General features: G+C 69.2%; 17 protein-coding genes. 10 read left to right on the forward strand and 7 right to left on the reverse strand.

From position 1 onward, the window contains the following. Positions 1–48 precede the first annotated feature (48 nt). On the reverse strand, positions 49–513 hold the full coding sequence (locus ACFOSH_RS22580; RefSeq protein ID WP_378241022.1) for a TetR/AcrR family transcriptional regulator: 465 nt from the start codon (positions 511–513) through the stop codon (positions 49–51). Between the two features lie 307 nt (positions 514–820). On the opposite strand from ACFOSH_RS22580, the gene ACFOSH_RS22585 reads away from it, so the two are divergent. Genes ACFOSH_RS22585 through ACFOSH_RS22595 form a run of 3 tightly spaced genes read left to right on the forward strand, consistent with a single transcriptional unit; the run spans position 821 to position 4,662 of the window. Next, the gene (locus ACFOSH_RS22585; protein ID WP_378241023.1) at positions 821–2,320 is read left to right on the forward strand and encodes an MFS transporter; all 1,500 of its coding nucleotides are present in this window, start codon (positions 821–823) and stop codon (positions 2,318–2,320) included. Positions 2,321–2,356: 36 nt separating this feature from the next. Then, a complete protein-coding gene (locus tag ACFOSH_RS22590; protein WP_378241085.1) occupies positions 2,357–4,048 on the forward strand; it encodes an SDR family oxidoreductase in 1,692 nt (563 codons plus the stop codon). 23 nt (positions 4,049–4,071) lie between these two features. Further along, entirely contained in the window at positions 4,072–4,662 is a 591-nt protein-coding gene (locus ACFOSH_RS22595) for a TetR/AcrR family transcriptional regulator (RefSeq protein ID WP_378241024.1), read from the forward strand. A gap of 51 nt (positions 4,663–4,713) precedes the next feature. Here ACFOSH_RS22595 and ACFOSH_RS22600 read toward each other — a convergent pair whose 3' ends face one another. Beyond that, positions 4,714–5,865 carry a citrate synthase 2 gene (locus ACFOSH_RS22600; RefSeq protein WP_378241025.1) on the reverse strand — a complete coding sequence of 384 codons (1,152 nt, stop codon included), beginning with the start codon at positions 5,863–5,865 and terminating at the stop codon, positions 4,714–4,716. Positions 5,866–6,156: 291 nt separating this feature from the next. Here ACFOSH_RS22600 and ACFOSH_RS22605 point away from each other — a divergent pair, with 291 nt between their 5' ends. The 6 genes from ACFOSH_RS22605 to ACFOSH_RS22630 are packed head-to-tail and all read left to right on the forward strand — an operon-like array spanning position 6,157 to position 10,572. Beyond that, positions 6,157–6,459, forward strand: coding sequence for an urease subunit gamma (locus ACFOSH_RS22605; protein ID WP_378241026.1), 303 nt, complete (start codon positions 6,157–6,159; stop codon positions 6,457–6,459). Between the two features lie 11 nt (positions 6,460–6,470). Beyond that, the gene (locus ACFOSH_RS22610; RefSeq protein WP_378241027.1) at positions 6,471–6,764 is read left to right on the forward strand and encodes an urease subunit beta; all 294 of its coding nucleotides are present in this window, start codon (positions 6,471–6,473) and stop codon (positions 6,762–6,764) included. Continuing rightward, the gene (locus ACFOSH_RS22615; RefSeq protein ID WP_378241028.1) at positions 6,764–8,485 is read left to right on the forward strand and encodes an urease subunit alpha; all 1,722 of its coding nucleotides are present in this window, start codon (positions 6,764–6,766) and stop codon (positions 8,483–8,485) included. Before ACFOSH_RS22610 ends, ACFOSH_RS22615 begins: the two co-directional genes overlap by 1 nt. After that, positions 8,485–9,159, forward strand: a complete 675-nt coding sequence (locus ACFOSH_RS22620) for an urease accessory protein UreF (protein WP_378241086.1) — start codon at positions 8,485–8,487, stop codon at positions 9,157–9,159. The genes ACFOSH_RS22615 and ACFOSH_RS22620 overlap by 1 nt, the downstream gene beginning before the upstream one ends. Further along, entirely contained in the window at positions 9,149–9,871 is a 723-nt protein-coding gene (ureG, locus tag ACFOSH_RS22625; protein WP_378241029.1) for an urease accessory protein UreG, read from the forward strand. Before ACFOSH_RS22620 ends, ureG begins: the two co-directional genes overlap by 11 nt. Next, positions 9,868–10,572, forward strand: coding sequence for an urease accessory protein UreD (locus ACFOSH_RS22630; protein WP_378241030.1), 705 nt, complete (start codon positions 9,868–9,870; stop codon positions 10,570–10,572). The genes ureG and ACFOSH_RS22630 overlap by 4 nt, the downstream gene beginning before the upstream one ends. A gap of 57 nt (positions 10,573–10,629) precedes the next feature. Here ACFOSH_RS22630 and ACFOSH_RS22635 read toward each other — a convergent pair whose 3' ends face one another. Further along, positions 10,630–11,721, reverse strand: a complete 1,092-nt coding sequence (locus ACFOSH_RS22635; protein WP_378241031.1) for a lipase family protein — start codon at positions 11,719–11,721, stop codon at positions 10,630–10,632. Positions 11,722–11,812: 91 nt separating this feature from the next. On the opposite strand from ACFOSH_RS22635, the gene ACFOSH_RS22640 reads away from it, so the two are divergent. Then, complete coding sequence (locus tag ACFOSH_RS22640; RefSeq protein WP_378241032.1) at positions 11,813–12,433, forward strand: TetR/AcrR family transcriptional regulator; 621 nt, start codon at positions 11,813–11,815, stop codon at positions 12,431–12,433. Between the two features lie 78 nt (positions 12,434–12,511). Here ACFOSH_RS22640 and ACFOSH_RS22645 read toward each other — a convergent pair whose 3' ends face one another. The 4 genes from ACFOSH_RS22645 to ACFOSH_RS22660 are packed head-to-tail and all read right to left on the reverse strand — an operon-like array spanning position 12,512 to position 16,626. Further along, positions 12,512–13,105 carry a GTP-binding protein gene (locus ACFOSH_RS22645; RefSeq protein ID WP_378241033.1) on the reverse strand — a complete coding sequence of 198 codons (594 nt, stop codon included), beginning with the start codon at positions 13,103–13,105 and terminating at the stop codon, positions 12,512–12,514. After that, positions 13,083–13,463, reverse strand: a complete 381-nt coding sequence (locus tag ACFOSH_RS22650; protein ID WP_005156033.1) for a DUF742 domain-containing protein — start codon at positions 13,461–13,463, stop codon at positions 13,083–13,085. The genes ACFOSH_RS22645 and ACFOSH_RS22650 overlap by 23 nt, the downstream gene beginning before the upstream one ends. Positions 13,464–13,483: 20 nt before the next feature. Further along, entirely contained in the window at positions 13,484–13,909 is a 426-nt protein-coding gene (locus ACFOSH_RS22655; protein ID WP_005156032.1) for a roadblock/LC7 domain-containing protein, read from the reverse strand. Further along, a complete protein-coding gene (locus ACFOSH_RS22660) occupies positions 13,906–16,626 on the reverse strand; it encodes a sensor histidine kinase (protein ID WP_378241034.1) in 2,721 nt (906 codons plus the stop codon). The genes ACFOSH_RS22655 and ACFOSH_RS22660 overlap by 4 nt, the downstream gene beginning before the upstream one ends. Positions 16,627–16,628 lie beyond the last annotated feature (2 nt).

The following is a 16,628-nucleotide window of genomic DNA, read 5'->3' on the forward strand; positions in this document are numbered from 1 at the left end:
CACCGGCTTCAACGACATCAGCAGCCACACTCCACAGATCCGCGATCATCACAAGACCCTGACCAGCGTAGACGCCACCACCCCGAATAAACCAACAGCATCGTACTGCGTCGTGATCTGCGCCAGCTCGTCGTAGCCGGTGCGGATGAACTCGGCCCACGGCGGCCGGACGGCGGCGCGGGCGGTGAAGGCGTTGATGACGATCACCTCCGCGCGACGCTGCTCGTCGAGCGGCATCGCTTCGACGAGCAGTCGCAGCAGCAGGTCCAGGAGGTTCCCGGACTGATCGAGGGTGTTCCAGCGCTGCTCCAGGAACTCGCTCGTCATGTCGAGGGCGAAGCGGAACAGGTCCTCCTTGGTGGAGAAGTACTTCTGCACCGCGCCACCGGAGACGCCTGCTTCCGCGGCGACCGAACGCACGCTCACAGCCTCGACGCCGTCGCGCGCGACGATGCGCAGGAGGGCGCCGGCGATCTCCCGGCGGCGTTCGGCGCGGTCCACGATCTTCGGCACGGCCGCATCTTCCTCTCCGCTGGTCGGGTCGGCTTGGTGGGCGGGGCTGAAGGGGACTTTCGCCGCATCGGACGCGGGGAAAGCTCCCTTCGCGGACTTGCGGATCGCCACACCCGCCCCCGCAGTCACGAAGGCTGCGCGTGAAGGACCGGAACCGAGCAGGTCCAGGCCTCGTGAGTGGTAAGTGTCGTTAGAACGACACAAGGCACTCACGACCCGATCCTGGCGGCGCCTCGTGTCACCCGTCGACTCCTTGTCCACACGCCCTCTTTAGAATACGTTCGTATCCGAAAAAGGGGGTGCCGGGGTGGACGAAGTCGTGCGAGACCGGCGTGCGGAGGAGAACCGGCTCGCCGCCGCGCTGACCAAGGGGCCGGCGGAGGTCCTCGATTTCCTCCTGCCGCTGTGGGTGGGGAGCCAGCTCGGCGCGTCGGCCGCCGAGGTCGGGGCGCTGACGGCGTTGGAGACGTTGGTGTCGTTCGTGGTCCGGCCGATCGCGGGCTCGCTCGCGGACCGGTTCGACCGGGGAAGGATCGCGGGGGCCGGTGCGGTCCTCTATGGACTGTCCTTTGTGGTCTACGCGGTGACGCCGGGCATCGGGGTCGCGTATCTGGCCGCGGTTCTCGGCGGCGCGGGCGGTGCGCTCTTCTGGGTCGCGTTGCGGGCCAGGGTGGGGGAGGGGCTCGCGAGCGACGACGGCGCGTTCGGCAAGCTGTTCGCGGCCGAGGGCGGCGGCACGTGGATCGCGTTCGTGGTCGCGCTGACCGCGATCGCCTGGATCGACTACCGGGGCGTGTTCTGGCTCGGCGCCGCGGCCTGCGCGGTGGCCGCGGTGGTCTTGCCGAGCGCGAGGTCCGCGCCGGTACGCGAGGAAGGCGCGCCACGGGTTCTCCAACTGGGCAAACGGATGCGCCCGATGCTCGCGCTCGTCGCGTTGACCGCGATGGCCGAGGCCGGGGTCGCCCTGTTGCTCCTGATGCACCTCCAACGCGGGCATCAGCTGCAACTGGGTGAGATCGCCGCCGTCTTCATCCCCGGGTTCATCGTGTACAGCCTGCTGCCGGACTACCTCCACGGCTTCGTCCGCAGGGCCGGCCGGACGCGGGTGCTCTCGCTGGCGATGCTGGCGAGCGCGATCTTCGCCGCCGGCCTGTCCTTCGCGCCGAGTCCGGCGGTGCTCGCGGTCATGTGGGTCCTGTCCGCGGCGGCGTTCGCGGCGGCCATCCCGGTGGAGCAGGCGGTGGTCGCGGAGGCGGCCGGGTTGAGCCTCGGCCGGGCGATGGGGATCTACGAGAGCGCGGCGTTACTCGGAGCGACGATCGGGGCGTTCCTGGCAGGGCAGCTCTACGGCTCGGACGCCGGTTGGCGCGTCGCCTGCTTCGGCGCGGCGGCGCTCTTGATCTTCGGATCGTTCGTGGTTCGTGGTGCCGTACGGCGTGTCGGAGTTGCGGAGTTTCCCGTGGAACCACGAAAAACGGCGTCACAAAAGGAAAACCCGGCTTCCGGCATGATCGAGGAGAGTCCACAAGGGGCCGAATCGGTGACGACGGAGGCGAACAAGCGCGCGAACCCGCTCCGGAACCGGGCGATCCACGTCGCGGTGTACGTCCTCGCGCAGGGGGCGCTGGCGATGGCCGGTTACAGCTGGCCCGTCGAAGCTCTGTTCGGCGGAGCGCACGACGCCGACTGGTACTGGAACTCGAGTGGTCACTGGCTGTTGAACCTCGGCCGGATCTGGACTTTCGTCCTCGTGATCGACACCGGGTGGACGGCCGGCCGCGCGTTGCTGAAAAAGCGGCCTTATTGACAGGTTGTCTAACATGACATTATGTCTCATACGTGGGTGACGGCCAGCGACGGTGTCCGCCTCTCGGTCCGGGTGACCGGTGTCGACGACGCGCCCACGGTGGTGCTCGTCCACGGTTACCCGGACAACGGCTCCATGTGGGACGGCGTCGCCGCCCTGCTGGAGAGCCGCTACCGGGTCGTCGTCTACGACGTCCGCGGCGCGGGCCGCTCGGACAAGCTTTCGGGACGTGCGTCCTACAAGCTGGACCAGCTGTCCGACGACCTCGCCGCGGTCGTCGACGAGGTCCAGCCCGAGGGCAAGGTCCACCTCCTCGCGCATGACTGGGGCTCCATCCAGACCTGGCATTCGGTCACCGGGGACAGGCTGCGCGGACGGCTCGCGTCGTTCACGTCGATCTCCGGGCCGAGTCTCGACCACGCGGGAGCCTGGTTCCGCGCGCAGGTGCGCCCGAGCCCGAAACGGCTCAAGAACGCGCTCGTCCAGTGGGCGCACTCGACCTACATCCTCGGCTTCCAGCTCCCCCTGATCCCACAGCTGTTGTGGCGCACCGGGGCGATGGGCGCGCTGATCGGCCGGATGGACCCGGCTGCCGCCGCACCGTCCACTTCGGACGGACTTTACGGGCTCAACCTCTACCGCGCCAACATGTTCACCCGCCTCTCCCGGCCGAAGCCGCGCAGTGCCGAAATCCCGGTCCAGGTGCTCGCGCCCACCGGCGACAAGTTCGTCACCACGCCGCTGCAGACCGAGATCGAGCGCTGGGCGCCGGATCTCCGTGTCCGCCGGATCGTCGGCACGCACTGGGTGGTCCGCGAGAAGCCTCAAGTGATCGCCCGCGCCACCGCCGAGCTGATCGACCACGTCGAAGGCGGTGGCGAGAGCCGTGCGCTCAAGCAGGCCCGCGAGGGCGGATTCGCGCACAAGCTCGTCCTGATCACCGGTGCCGGCAGCGGGATCGGCCGCGCGACGGCGCTCGCGTTCGCGGACAGGGGTGCCGACCTCGTCATCACCGACATCAACGGCTCGGCCGCCGCGGACACCGCGAAACTCCTGCGGGACAAGGGTGTCACCGTCGGCGAGTACACAGTGGACTCCTCCGACGCCGAAGCTGTCGAGAAGTTCGCCCAGCAGGTCAAGGAAGAGTTCGGCGTCCCGGACATCGTCATCAACAACGCGGGGATCGGCCTGTCCGGCCCGTTCCTCGACACGACGGTCAAGGACTGGGAACGGCTCATCGACGTGAACCTGTGGGGCGTCATCCACGGCTGCCGCGTCTTCGCCGAGCAGATGCGCGAGCGGGCCGAAGGCGGCCAGATCGTCAACGTCGCCTCGGCCGCCGCGTACCTGCCGTCGAAGATCCTTTCCGCCTACGCCACCACGAAATCCGCCGTGCTGACCCTGAGCGTGTGCCTGCGCGCGGAGCTCGCCGCCGAGAACATCGGCGTGACCGCGATCTGCCCCGGCATCGTGAACACCAACATCACCAGCACCACCCGGTTCGTCGGCGTCGACGACGTCGAGCAGAAGCGGCGCCAGAAGTCGAGCAGCAAGCTGTACGCGAAACGCGGCTTCGGCCCGGAGGGGGTCGCCCGCGACATCCTGCGAGCGGTCGAGAAGGACAAGGCGATCCAGCCGTCCACACCGGAGGCCAAGGCCGCGCTCGTGCTCTCGCGGCTCACCCCCGGCCTGCTGCGGGCCGCGGCGAAGCTGGACCTCACCCCGTGACCTCCGCCAGACGGCCTCGCCGGATGTCGCCCCAGGCGCGCCGCGAGGACCTGATCCGCGCCGCGCTGGACCTGTTCGGCTCGCGCGCGCCCGAACTCGTCACGGTCGACGACATCATCGCCCGCGCCGAGGTTTCGCGGCCGCTGTTCTATCGGTACTTTTCGAGCCTGCGGGAACTGCAGGTCGAGGCGTTGAAGACGGTCACCGAAGGGCTCATCGACGGTCTTGCCGGTCTGGAGGAAGGCCCGCCCGAAACGCGGCTGCGGGCCGCCGTCCGCGGGCTGATCGACGTCGCCGACCACTACCGCGCTGGGTACGTCGCGCTGTTGCGCAGCGGTTCGGTGATCGCGACCTCGGAGACGGACGCGGCGATCGACGAGGTCCGCAACCGTGCCGTCGAGCTCATCCTCGGCGCGCTGGTGGTGCCGGAGCCGTCGCCGATGCTGCTGCTGACCTTGCGCTGCTGGACCGCCGTCGTCGAGGGCGCCCTGCTGAGCTGGCTGCAGGAACGCTCGGTGCCGCGCGAGGTTCTCGACAGCTGGCTGGTCGACCAGCTGACGGCCATGCTCTCGGCGACCGCGGCCCACGATTCTTCGGTCCCGCAGCTGCAATGAAGGGGCCTTTCATAGCAAAATTTGCTATGAAAGGCCCCTTCATCTCACGCGCTAGGCCTGCTTGGTGACCAGGTCCCAGCCTTCGACGTCTTCCGGCTTACGCGGCTCCGGCCCGACGTACTTGGCCGAGGGACGCACGAGACGCCCGGTCTTCTTCTGCTCCAGGATGTGCGCCGCCCAGCCGGCGGTGCGCGCCGAGCTGAACATCGCGGGCATCATGTGCGGCGGCACCTGGGCGAAGTCCAGGATCACGGCCGCCCAGAACTCGACATTGGTCTCGATCGGGTGGTCCGGACGCCGCTCGCGCAGCTCCTTCAGCGCCACCTGCTCCAGCTCGGCGGCCGCCTCGTAGCGGGCCGCGCCGAGCTCCTGGCAGGTGCGGCGCAGGACGCGCGCCCGCGGGTCCTCCGCGCGGTACACGCGGTGCCCGAAGCCCATCATCCGTTCCTTGCGGTCCAGGATGCCCTTGACCAGGCTCACCGCGTCGCCGGTCTTCTCGACCTCTTCGATCATCGGCAGCACCCGAGCCGGCGCGCCGCCGTGCAGCGGGCCGGACATGGCGCCGATCGCACCGGACATCGCCGCGGCGACGTCGGCGCCGGTCGAGGCGATGACCCGGGCGGTGAAGGTCGAAGCGTTGAGACCGTGCTCGGCGGCCGAGACCCAGTAGGCGTCGATGGCCTTGACGTGGGCCGGGTCGGGCTCGCCGCGCCAGCGGACCATGAACCGCTCGGTGATCGACCGCGCCTCGTCGACCCGGGTCTGGGGGACGGCGGGCTGCCCGATGCCGCGCGCGGACTGCGCGACGTAGGAAAGCGCCATCACCGACGCGCGGGCCAGCTGGTCACGGGCCTCTTCGTCGCTGATGTCGAGCAGCGGCCGGTAACCCCAGATGGGGGCCAGCATGGCCAGCGCGGCCTGGACGTCGACCCGGACGTCGCCGGTGTGCACCGGCAGTGGGAACGGTTCGGCGGGCGGTAGCCCGTGGCCGAACCGGCTGTCGACGAGAAGGCCCCAGACGTCACCGAAGGTCACCTTGCCGGCGAGGTCCTCGATGTCGACACCGCGATAGCGCAGCGCGCCACCGTCACGGTCGGGCTCGGCGATTTCGGTCCGGAAGGCGACGACGCCTTCCAGTCCCGGTCGAAAACCGTCGTCGACCTGGTCGGACGGCTGATTGGTGCTGATCGTGGAGGCACTCACTGTGGTGAAACCTTTCGATGCGCATTCCCCGGCTTTGTGTTCATGCGTGGACGGGACATACGCGGCGAAGGCGCGCCTCATCGCACGGATGGACAAACTTTGCTCCACGTCGGGGCCAGGGGCAATCGAAAGATGTGGTGCTTTCGGTCACGATTACGAGAACGATTCAGTGAAAACGGCCTTCGTACGCGAAGAGTTACGGCGACGTTCACTTTGCGTGTACCGGTCGCCGAGGTAAATCCTGTGTTTCGGGAACCGGCGCCGGACGGATTCCGGTGATAGACCTTTCTCATGCACTTGAGCCCCCAGGAGCGGGACAAACTGCTCATCCACGTCGCGGCGGACGTAGCTCGCAAACGCCTGGACCGCGGGGTCCTGCTGAACTACCCCGAGTCGGTCGCGCTGATCACCGATCACGTCCTCGAAGGCGCGCGCGACGGCCGGACGGTGAGCGAACTCGTCGCGAGCGGGCGCACGGTCCTCTCGCGGGCGCAGGTGCTGGACGGCATCCCGGAGATGGTCGATTCCGTGCAGGTCGAAGCCACTTTCCCGGACGGCACGAAGCTCGTCACCGTGCACGACCCGATCGTCTAGGAAGGCCGCGAGTGCGACCAGGAGAGATCATCACCGGAGACGGACCGGTCGAACTGAACCCCGGCAGGCCGCGCGTCCGGCTGCTCGTGCGGAACCTCGGCGACCGGCCCGTCCAGGTCGGCTCGCACTACCATTTCGCGGCCGTCAATCCCGGACTCGAATTCGACCGCGAGGCCGCGAGAGGGCATCGGCTCGACGTGCCCGCGGGAACCTCGGTGCGCTTCGAACCGGGCGTGGAACGCGAAGTCGACCTCGTCCCGCTGGCCGGGAACCGCACGGTCCCCGGATTGCGCAAGGAGTCCTGATGTCGTCGATCGATCGTGAACGCTACGCAGAACTGTTCGGCCCGACGACCGGCGACAGGATCCGTCTCGCGGACACCGATCTGCTCATCGAGGTCACCGAGGACCGCAGCATGGGGCCGTCCGGCAGCGGTGACGAGGTGCTGTTCGGCGGCGGCAAGGTGATCCGCGAATCCATGGGCCAGGGAATGGCGACGCGGGCCGAAGGCGCACCGGACCTGATCATCACCGGCGCGGTGATCCTGGACCACTGGGGGATCGTCAAGGCCGACGTCGGCGTCCGCGACGGCCGGATCGTCGGCATCGGCAAGGCGGGCAACCCGGACACGATGGACGGGGTCGACCCGGCGCTGGTCGTCGGACCGTCGACGGAAGTGCTGTCCGGCAACGGAAAGATCCTGACCGCGGGCGGGATCGACTGTCACGTCCACTTCATCTGCCCGCAGCTGACCGACACCGCGCTGGCGTCCGGGCTCACCACCCTCGTGGGCGGTGGCACCGGCCCGGTCGAGGGCAGCAAGGCCACCACCGTCACGCCCGGCGCGTGGAACCTCGGCCGGATGCTGCAGGCGATGGACGGCCAGCCGGTCAACGTGCTGTTGCTGGGCAAGGGGAACACCGTCCGCCACGAGGCGCTGCGCGAGCAGCTCGCCGCCGGCGCGGGCGGGTTCAAACTGCACGAGGACTGGGGCAGCACCCCGGCCGCGATCGACGCCTGCCTCACCGTGGCCGACGAATCCGGTGTCCAGGTGGCGATCCACACCGACACGCTGAACGAGGCGGGCTTCCTGGAGTCCACTGTGGACGCCATCCGGGGCCGCTCGATCAACGCGTACCACACCGAAGGCGCGGGCGGCGGGCACGCGCCGGACATCATCCAGGTCGCCGGGCTGCCCAACATCCTGCCGTCGTCGACCAACCCGACGCGGCCGCACACCGCGAACACCCTCGACGAGCATCTCGACATGCTCGTCGTCTGCCACCACCTGAACCCGTCCGTGCCCGAAGACCTGGCGTTCGCCGAAAGCCGGATCCGGCCGACGACCATCGCCGCCGAGGACGTCCTGCACGACCTCGGCGCGATTTCCATGATGAGCTCGGATTCGCAGGCGATGGGCCGGATCGGCGAGGTCATCATCCGGACCTGGCAGACCGCGCACGTGATGAAGCGGCGGCGCGGCGCGTTGCCCGGCGACGGCGCCGCCGACAATCTGCGGGCTCGTCGCTATGTCGCCAAATACACCATCAACCCCGCGATCGCGCACGGGATGGAGCGCGAGATCGGCTCGGTGGAAATCGGGAAACTCGCGGATCTCGTGCTGTGGGAACCGAAGTTCTTCGGGGTCCGGCCGCATGTCGTGCTCAAGGGCGGATTTCCGGCCTGGGCGGCGATGGGCGACGCGAACGCGTCCATCCCGACGCCGCAACCGGTACTGGCGCGGCCGATGTTCGGCGCCACCCCGGCGGTCGCCGCCGCGAGCAGCTTCCACTTCGTGGCATCGGAAGCCCTGGAAAACGGGGTGGCGGAACGGTTCGGCATCGCGCGGAAGCTCGTGCCGATCTCGAACACCCGCTCCCGCGGCAAGGCCGACATGGTGCTCAACGACGCCACGCCGGACATCCGCGTGGAGCCGGACAGTTTCGCCGTGCACGTCGACGGCGAGCTGATCGAACCGCAGCCGGTGACGGAACTGCCCATGGCGCAAAGGTACTTCCTCTTTTGATTAACCCAGCCGCGCTCATCCTCGCCGACTCCCGGTTCCCCGGGGGTGGGCACGTCCATTCCGGCGGGCTCGAAGAGGCCGTCACCCGCAAGCTGATCACGCACGAACGTGACCTGCCCGGGTTCCTCTCCGGGCGTCTGCGCACGACGGGTTCGCTGGCCGCCGTGTTCGCCGCGGCGTCGGCACACGCTGCCGCCCGGGGAGTCCGAAGTGGACATTGGCGGCGGCTCGATCTCGAACTCGACGCCAGGACACCGTCGCTCGCGCAGCGGGAGGCGTCCCGCGCGCAAGGGCGCGGGACGGCGAGGGCGGGCAAGGCGGCGTGGCCGTCGCCCGTACTTTCCCAGCTGCTGAAGGAAACTCCGCGTCCGCACCATCCGGTGATCGTCGGCGCGCTGATCGGGGTGCCCTTCGATGCGGCGATGGCTGTCGCATACCTGGCGATCAGCGGTCCGGCGAGCGCGGCGGTGCGGCTGCTCGGGCTCGACCCGTTCGCCGTCAACGCCGTCGTGGCCAGGCTTTCTTCAGAGGTCCGGGAAGTCTCCCTGCACGCGGCCGCGGTCGCGGGGGACGACCCGGCGGAACTCCCGGCGCCGGGCTCTCCGGCGCTCGATCTGTTCGCCGAGGCACACGCCCGGCACCACAAGGAAGAGGTGCGTCTCTTTGCCAGTTGAGCACGGCAGTGACAGCAAAGGACATGGCCACGGGCACGTCCACCCGGTCAACTTCGACCCGACGGCCGCCGAACCCGATCACTACGATCCGGCGCCGACCGCGGGCCGCGCGTACCGGATCGGCATCGGCGGCCCGGTGGGCAGCGGGAAGACCGCGCTCACCGCGGCGCTGTGCCGGGCGCTCGGCGACGAGGTGAACCTCGCCGTCGTCACCAACGACATCTACACCACCGAGGACGCGGACTTCCTGCGCAAGGCCGGGGTGCTCGACCCGGAGCGGATCGAGGCCGTGCAGACAGGCGCGTGCCCGCACACCGCCATCCGCGACGACATCACCGCGAACCTCGACGCCGTCGAGCTGCTGGAGGAGCGTTTCCCGGGGCTGGACCTGGTGATCATCGAAAGCGGCGGCGACAACCTCACCGCGGTGTTCAGCCGGGGCCTCGCCGACAGTCAGGTCTTCGTGGTCGACGTCGCCGGTGGCGACAAGGTGCCGCGCAAGGGCGGGCCGGGGGTGACGACGGCGGATCTGCTGGTGATCAACAAGATCGACATCGCGCATCTGGTCGGCGCGGACATGGACGTGATGACCTCGGACGCGCACCGGATGCGGGGCGAGCTGCCGGTGATCACGCAGTCCCTTGTGGACACCCCGAACGCGCCCGCTGTCGCGGACTGGGTCCGCTCGCTGCTCCCGGTCACCGCGGGGTGAAGGCGCACGCGCGGCTGACCGCCCGTTTCGAGGGCGGCCGGACCGTACTGCGTGAGCTGCGCTCGATGGCGCCGCTCACGCTCCTTCCCAAACGGGGCACCGGTGTGACGGCGGTCGTGCACCTGGTCAACTCGGCGACCTCGCCCCTGGGCGGTGACGAGCTGAAGCTGACCATCCGCGTCGGCGCCGGTGCTTCGCTGCGGCTTTCCGGGGTCGCGGCGACCATCGCGCTCCCCGGCCTGCACGGCGAAGGCAGTGTGTCCGAAGTGGACGTTGTCGTGGAGGCGGGCGGGTCGCTGGAGTACCTGCCGGAGCCGACCGTCGTGACCGCTCGGGCCCGGCACTCCGCCGTGCTTCGGGCTTCCTTGGCGGAGGATGCTTACCTGCACACGCGCGAGGTGCTCGTCCTCGGACGGGCAGGCGAGCAGCCTGGGTCTTTGGTGACCACGCAGCATGTGACGCGGGGTGAAGTCCCCGTGCTGCGGCAGACGCTGGAGATCGGCGACTCTACTTTGGACTCAAGTCTCGCTCATCTGGCCGGGCGGCGGGTGCTGGCGACCGATCTGGTCGTCGGTGGCCCTTCGGTTCCGGAAGCGTCCGGGGAGTGGTGGTCGCGGACTTCGCTGGCGGCCGGTGGGACACTCACGACGTCGTTGGCGCCGGACGCCGTGACCGCACTCAAGGTGTTCGAAAGTCCGTGAAGGCCTCCTTCCCTACCCTGAAGGTAGGCAAGGAGGCCTTCACGGACCGACTCCCCGTCAGAACTTGGTGCCCAGCCAGGTCATCGCGACCGGGCCGCCCGCCGAGACGCCGCCGATGTGCTCCAGCAGCGGCAACTCCTGCCAGGTGACGTCGGCGCCGAGGGCGCGGTAGCGGTCGCGCAGGCCCTTGCCGACCGACAGCGGGATCAGTTCGTCCAGCGACGCGTGGTACAGGTAGACCGGCGCGCCCGGTTTGGTCTTGCCCGCCAGGTTCTCGCCGAGGCGGGCCTGCCAGCGCGGGTCGGACGAAACGTTCGGCACGGTCGTGAAGTCGTTGAGCCGCGCGAAAGGCGCTGCCGCGCCGAGTTCGACGACGCACGCTTCCTTGACCTTCGCGACGGCCTTCTCGCCCTTCGCGTTGAGCACGTCGTTGAACGGCAGCTCCGGGTACGCGGTCGCATAGCCGACAGCGGCGCCGAGCACCAGGCCGAACGCCGGTCCGCCGTCGTTGAACTTCAGGACCGCGTTCAGATCGGCCGGGACGCCGCCTTCCGCGACACCGACCAGGTTGACGTCGGGCGCGTAGGACGGCTGCAGTTCGCCGGCGAACGCCGCGGCCTGACCTCCTTGTGAGTAGCCGAAAACGCCCACCGGACCGGTCTTCGACAACCCGGCTTCGGGAACACGGGAGGCGGCGCGGGCGGCGTCGAGGACGGCCCGGCCTTCGGACTGACCGACGGCGTAGGTGTGCGTGCCCGGGGTGCCGAGGCCTTCGTAGTCGGTGACGACGACCGCCCAGCCGCGCGAAAGCGCTTGGCTCATCAGGAGGACTTCGTTCTCGGACCCGTTCGTCAGCCGGGTCGACGGCGCGCAGCGGTCGCCGAGGCCATGCGTGCCGACGGCGTAGCTGACCAGTGGACGCGGTCCCTTCGTCCACGGCGTGGGCGGGACCAGCAGGATGCCCGACACCGTGTTCGGCTTTCCGGTGGCCGAGGTGGAGCGGTAGTTGAGTTTCCAGGCCTTCGCCGGGGCGGTGGCGACGACCGGCTTGTAGTCGACCAGGTCCCCGGGCGCGCTCGGCGCGGCTTGCGCGGCGGGCGCGCCGATCAGGGTGGCTGCGAGGGCTGAGACCAGAACTGTCCGAAGCACCGTTGCCTCCAGTTTGGTAATTGAGATTTTCGCAATGTAGGCGGTGTTGATAGCATCTGGCAATCCCTAGTACCGAATCGGGGGAGGTCGAGTGGCCCGCACGTACGGCGGGGTCGCACCCGAGCAGCGGCGCGCCGAACGGCGTGAACGCCTGCTTCTGGCGGCACTGGAGCTGTTCACCTCGACGGGTTACCGGCAGGCGAAGATCACCGAGTTGTGTACCCGCGCCGGCGTCTCGACGCGGAACTTCTACGAAGAGTTCGAGAGCAAGGAGAAGGTGCTGCTGACCCTGCACGAGCGCATCAACGCCCTCGCGCTGGAGCACGTCACCGGCGTCCTCGAACGGCTGGAGGACGCCGACGCGGTCACCCGGATCGGGACGCTGCTGGATGTCTTCGTCGGCACGGTGACCTCGGATCCCCGGATGCCGCGGCTGAATTACGTCGAGGCGGTCGGCGTCAGCGCCGCTTTGGAGGCGCAGCACCAGGAATGGGTCGACCGGTGGGCCGCGTTCATCGAAGCCGAGGCCCGGCACGCCGCCGCGCACGGCGTGGCGCCGGAGCGCGACTACCACCTCACGGCGATCGCGCTCGTCGGCGCGGCGACCGGACTCCTGCGCGAGTGGCAGGCGCACACCCCACCGCTGCCGGTGGCCGACGTCGCCGCCGAACTCCGCGCGCTGATGCTGGCCGCGATCACCCGGCCCGCCTGACCTCCGCCGGATGTCATGAAAGGGTCGTTCCTGACGAAAAACGTCAGGAACGACCCTTTCATGACACTTGGAGCCGCCTCAGGAAGCGGCGGAAGCCCGCCGGTAGGTGTTGTGCAGCACCGCCAGCAGCGCGTCCCGCACCGAAAGGCGCTGCCGCGCGTCGAACGTGATCAGCGGGACGTCCTCGCTCACCGCGAGTGCCCAGCGCACGTCTTCGAGGTCGTGCTTGAGGGAGCCGTCGAACACGTTCACCCCGACCACGAAAGGCAAACCGGCCTTCTCGAAGTAGTCGACGGCCGGATAGCAGTCGTCGAGCCGCCGGGTGTCGACGATGACGAGCGCGCCCAGCGCGCCGAGTACCAGGTCGTGCCACATGAACCCGAACCGGTCCTGGCCCGGCGTGCCGAAGAGGTACAGCTTCACCTCGTTGTCGATGGTGAGGCAGCCGAAGTCCAGCGCCACCGTGGTGGTCGTCTTCGACGGTACCTCCCCGCCTGGCCCGTCGACGGCCGCGCCGGCCGAGGTCATGGCGGCCTCGGTGGTCAGCGGTTTGATCTCCGAGATCGCGCCGACGGTGGTCGTCTTGCCGACCCCGAACCCGCCGGCGATGACGATCTTGACCGGTGTCGGCGGCTTGGCCGCCACCGGTTCAGCGAATTGCTTCGAGTCCACGAATGACCCTTTCGATCATGCCGAGGTCCTGGGTGAAGGCTCCGGCGGGGCGGCGCAGCACGACGTAGCCGAGCGCGGCGAGATCCGCCACGAGCACCCTGGCCACGCCGATGTGCAGGCCGAGCATCGCCGCCACTTCGGCGACGGATTTCGTTTCCCGGCAAAGGGAAACGATCTCCCGTCGTTCGAAGGTCAGCCTCGCCTGCGACGCCGCGCCGAGCCTGCTCGTGAGCACCTGTGCCTCGATTTCGAGCGTTCCGTCCACCGGCTGTGCGCGGCCGGCGGTGAGCAGATACGGGCGCAGCGGTGAGATGCCCTGTTCGGCACCTCTCGGCTGAGGTACCTGATCGTCGCTCATTCCCTTGTCCCCTCGTCAGTTCAGCTGCCGACGCTCTTCTTCAGTTCCTCGATCAGCGCGGGGGTGAGTACTTCGGTGGCCCGGTTGGCGAACATCGCCATCTCGTAGGCGATCGTGCCGAGGCTGGCCTGCTTGGTGGCGAGCACACCGAGCGAACAGCCGATGCTGATCGTGCAGACCAGCAGGTAGCCCTGTTCCAGCTCGATGATGATCTTGTCGGGTGACCCGAGCGGGTGGCTCTCGGAGACACCGTGCGCCAGGCCGAGCATCGCCGAGCAGATCGCGGCCAGCCGATCGGCGTTGGCGCGTTCCAGCTCGGACGACATCGCGATCAGCAGACCGTCGGCCGAGACGGCGATCGCGCCCATCGCGCTCGCCGTGTTCTGTGCGAAGCGCGTCACCAACCAGTTGAAGTTCCGGGCTTCGACGCTGACTCCGGTCGTCATCTCTTGCTCTTCTCTCTCTGTTCCATCTCCGGGTTGACGGCTTTCTCCAACCCGTCACTGAAGGCATCGAACGCGGCACGCTCGGCCTCGGGGTCACGCATGCCCTTGGGCTTGGTGGTGTTCAGTGCCGCCCGCGCGGTCTGGTGTCGCGCGGCCGGTCCTTTCGCCAGCCCCGGCGCCAGCTGGGCACCGGGGACCCGCCGGGTGAGACCGCCGCGGGAGGCGGCGGGCACCGGTGTCGGGGTCGGCATGGGCATCGGAATCGGGTTGCCCGCCGGCGGGCTCACCGGGGGCTGTGGTGCTTGCTGCGGTACCGGAGCTTCTCCGGGTCCGGTGGTGGCCTTCGCGAGTCCGGCTTCGAACCCGTCGAAGGCCGCTTTGGCCGCTTCTGGATCATGCCTGGACTTCTGCCGCGACGGTGCGTCGGGGGCGCCTGGAAGCTGCGCGCCCTTGACCCGCCGCCGCAGCCCGCCGCGGGTCTCCCCGGAATCGGCGGTCAGGGTCGGCTTGGGAGCTTCGAACGCGGTCACCGGCTCGGGCAGGGAGACGGGACGGGGCGCGGGAAGTGGCGTGGGTTCAGGCATCGGCATCGGCTCCGGAATCGCCCGGTCGGTCTTGCGGAACCACCGGAAGTCCTTGGGAGGCCCGCCGTCGCGCGGCATCATCCCGGCGATCGCCAGCATCGGCGGCTCGCCCGCGGGCTCCTTTTCCCGCGGCTGGGGCCGGGACTGGAGCTGCGGCCGAGGCGGATCGGGCTCGTCGCCCGGTTCCACCGTCGGCCACGCCGGCGGCGCCGGGACGGACTTCGGCACGGGCGCCCGGTAGGTCAGCAGATTCGGCGGGACGGCGATCCGCGCGGTGATCCCCGCCCCCGGCTCGGTCTCGGTCAGCTCGACCTTGAGCCCGTACCGCCGCGCGAGCCGCCCGACCACGAACAGCCCGAGCACACTGGTCGGCGCCAGTTCGAGCCGTTCGCGTTCGACCAGCCGCCGGTTCTCCTCGGCGAGCCGTTCGCCGGTCATGCCGATGCCCTGGTCCCTGATCACGATCAGGCAGGAGCCGTCGGGCAGGATCTTCGTGCCGACGTCCACAAAGGACTCCGGCGGGGAGAACGACGTCGCGTTCTCCAGCAGCTCGGCGAAGATCAGCACCAGATCCGAACCGAACGGCGACGACAGCAGGACGTCGCCCATCGAACCGAGCCGGACCCGCTGGTAGTCCTCGATCTCCGCGAGTGCCGAACGCAGCGCCGTCGAAAGCTCGATCGGCCCGGAAATCCTTGCCTCGTCCCGGTTTCCCGAAACGACGAGGAGGTTGTCCGCGTTCCGGCGCAGCCGGGTGGAGAGGTGGTCGAGCCGGTAGAGGCTCGCCAGCAGCGCGACGTCCTGCTCGTTGCGCTCCAGTTCGTCGACCAGCGCCAGCTGCCTGCCCACCAGGTTCTGCGTCCGCTTCGCGACGTTGGCGAACATGAGGCCGACGTTGCGCCGCGTGACGGCCTGCCGTTCCACCAGCTCGGCCGCGGTGGCCTGCACCCGGTTGAACGCCTCGGCCAGCTTGCCGAGTTCGTCCTGGGAGGACACGTCGATGGTGGCGAGCCGCGGCGCGAGCTCTTCGGCCTGCTCGGTGTCGGTGACCCGGACCAGTTCGGTACTCGCGAGGTCCGCGACCGACGTCGCCGCCGTGGTCAGCTTCCGCAGCGGATCCGCGATCGACCGGCTGACCGCGATCGCGAGACCACCGACCAGCAGGAACAGCACACCGGCGCCGATACCGATCGTCCACGCCAGGTTCTGCGCGGCGTCCGCACGCGCGGTCGCGGTGTCGGTGATGCCGGTGGTGACCGCGTCCTGGGCGAGCCGCCGCTGATTCGACTGGGCGTCGACGGCGCCGAGGATGTCCGGCAGCAGGTTCTGCACGGCCTGGGGGCCGCGGGCTTCCGAGATCCTGACTTCCAGCGCGTCGACCCGGCGGCCCGTCTCGCCCTGTTCGACCGCGACGACCTGCGTGGCCTGGGTGACGTCGGCCTGCTGCACGAACCGTTCGAGGAACAGCGAAGACTGCTGTTTCGCGTCGTCCAGCACCGGCTCACCGGACTCGGGGGTGACCAGCACGATGATCAACGCCATACCGCGCAACGAGTTCTCCTCGTTCGCGCGCAGCAGCGCGTCGAGCGCGGTCAGCTGCCGGGTGCCTTCCGCGTCACTCGTCTGCTGCGGGACGAGGCGGAGCGAGTTGATGACCGAGTCGATCACCGCGTGGTACGTCCGCGCCACGCTGTCCAGCGAGGCACCGCGCCGGAGCGCGTTCTCCCGGATCTCGTTCAGCGAGCCGATCCGCACCAGCGCCGCCGCGAGCTCTTCCGGCGCGTCGGCGGGCAGCTGTGCGCGCACCCGGTTCACCGTGTCCGCGACGACACCCTGCTGCTTCAGCATCGCCGAACTGCTCGCCGACGACGACGCGATGTAGTGCGCCGTCAGCAGCCTTTCCCGCTGCAGTTCCCAGGCCAGTGTGCCGAGGGCACGGGCCTGAGACGCGACGTCGGCGGTGGTGCGGGCGGACCGGGCGTCGTCGACTTCACCGGCGACGTAAGGCACCGACACCAGGACCACGGCGGTCAGCGGCAGCATCAGGAGCAGGTTGAGCTTGCCCCGGATGCCGAGTCTGCCGAGCAATCCGGAACGCGAGGTGCGTTCCGGCCGGGTCTTCCCGTGCCTCATGA

The sequence above is a fragment of the Amycolatopsis speibonae genome (assembly GCF_042647925.1).
Lineage (GTDB): Bacteria > Actinomycetota > Actinomycetes > Mycobacteriales > Pseudonocardiaceae > Amycolatopsis > Amycolatopsis speibonae.

What these genes read in the sequence shown, in the direction of transcription:
- ACFOSH_RS22595 (WP_378241024.1), top strand. Translation starts at nt 4,072, where the DNA reads ATGTCGCCCCAGGCGCGCCGCGAGGACCTGATCCGCGCCGCGCTGGAC.
- ACFOSH_RS22605 (WP_378241026.1), top strand. Translation starts at nt 6,157, where the DNA reads ATGCACTTGAGCCCCCAGGAGCGGGACAAACTGCTCATCCACGTCGCG.
- ACFOSH_RS22615 (WP_378241028.1), top strand. Translation starts at nt 6,764, where the DNA reads ATGTCGTCGATCGATCGTGAACGCTACGCAGAACTGTTCGGCCCGACG.
- ACFOSH_RS22650 (WP_005156033.1), bottom strand. Translation starts at nt 13,463, where the DNA reads ATGAGCGACGATCAGGTACCTCAGCCGAGAGGTGCCGAACAGGGCATC.
- ACFOSH_RS22655 (WP_005156032.1), bottom strand. Translation starts at nt 13,909, where the DNA reads ATGACGACCGGAGTCAGCGTCGAAGCCCGGAACTTCAACTGGTTGGTG.
- ACFOSH_RS22660 (WP_378241034.1), bottom strand. Translation starts at nt 16,626, where the DNA reads ATGAGGCACGGGAAGACCCGGCCGGAACGCACCTCGCGTTCCGGATTG.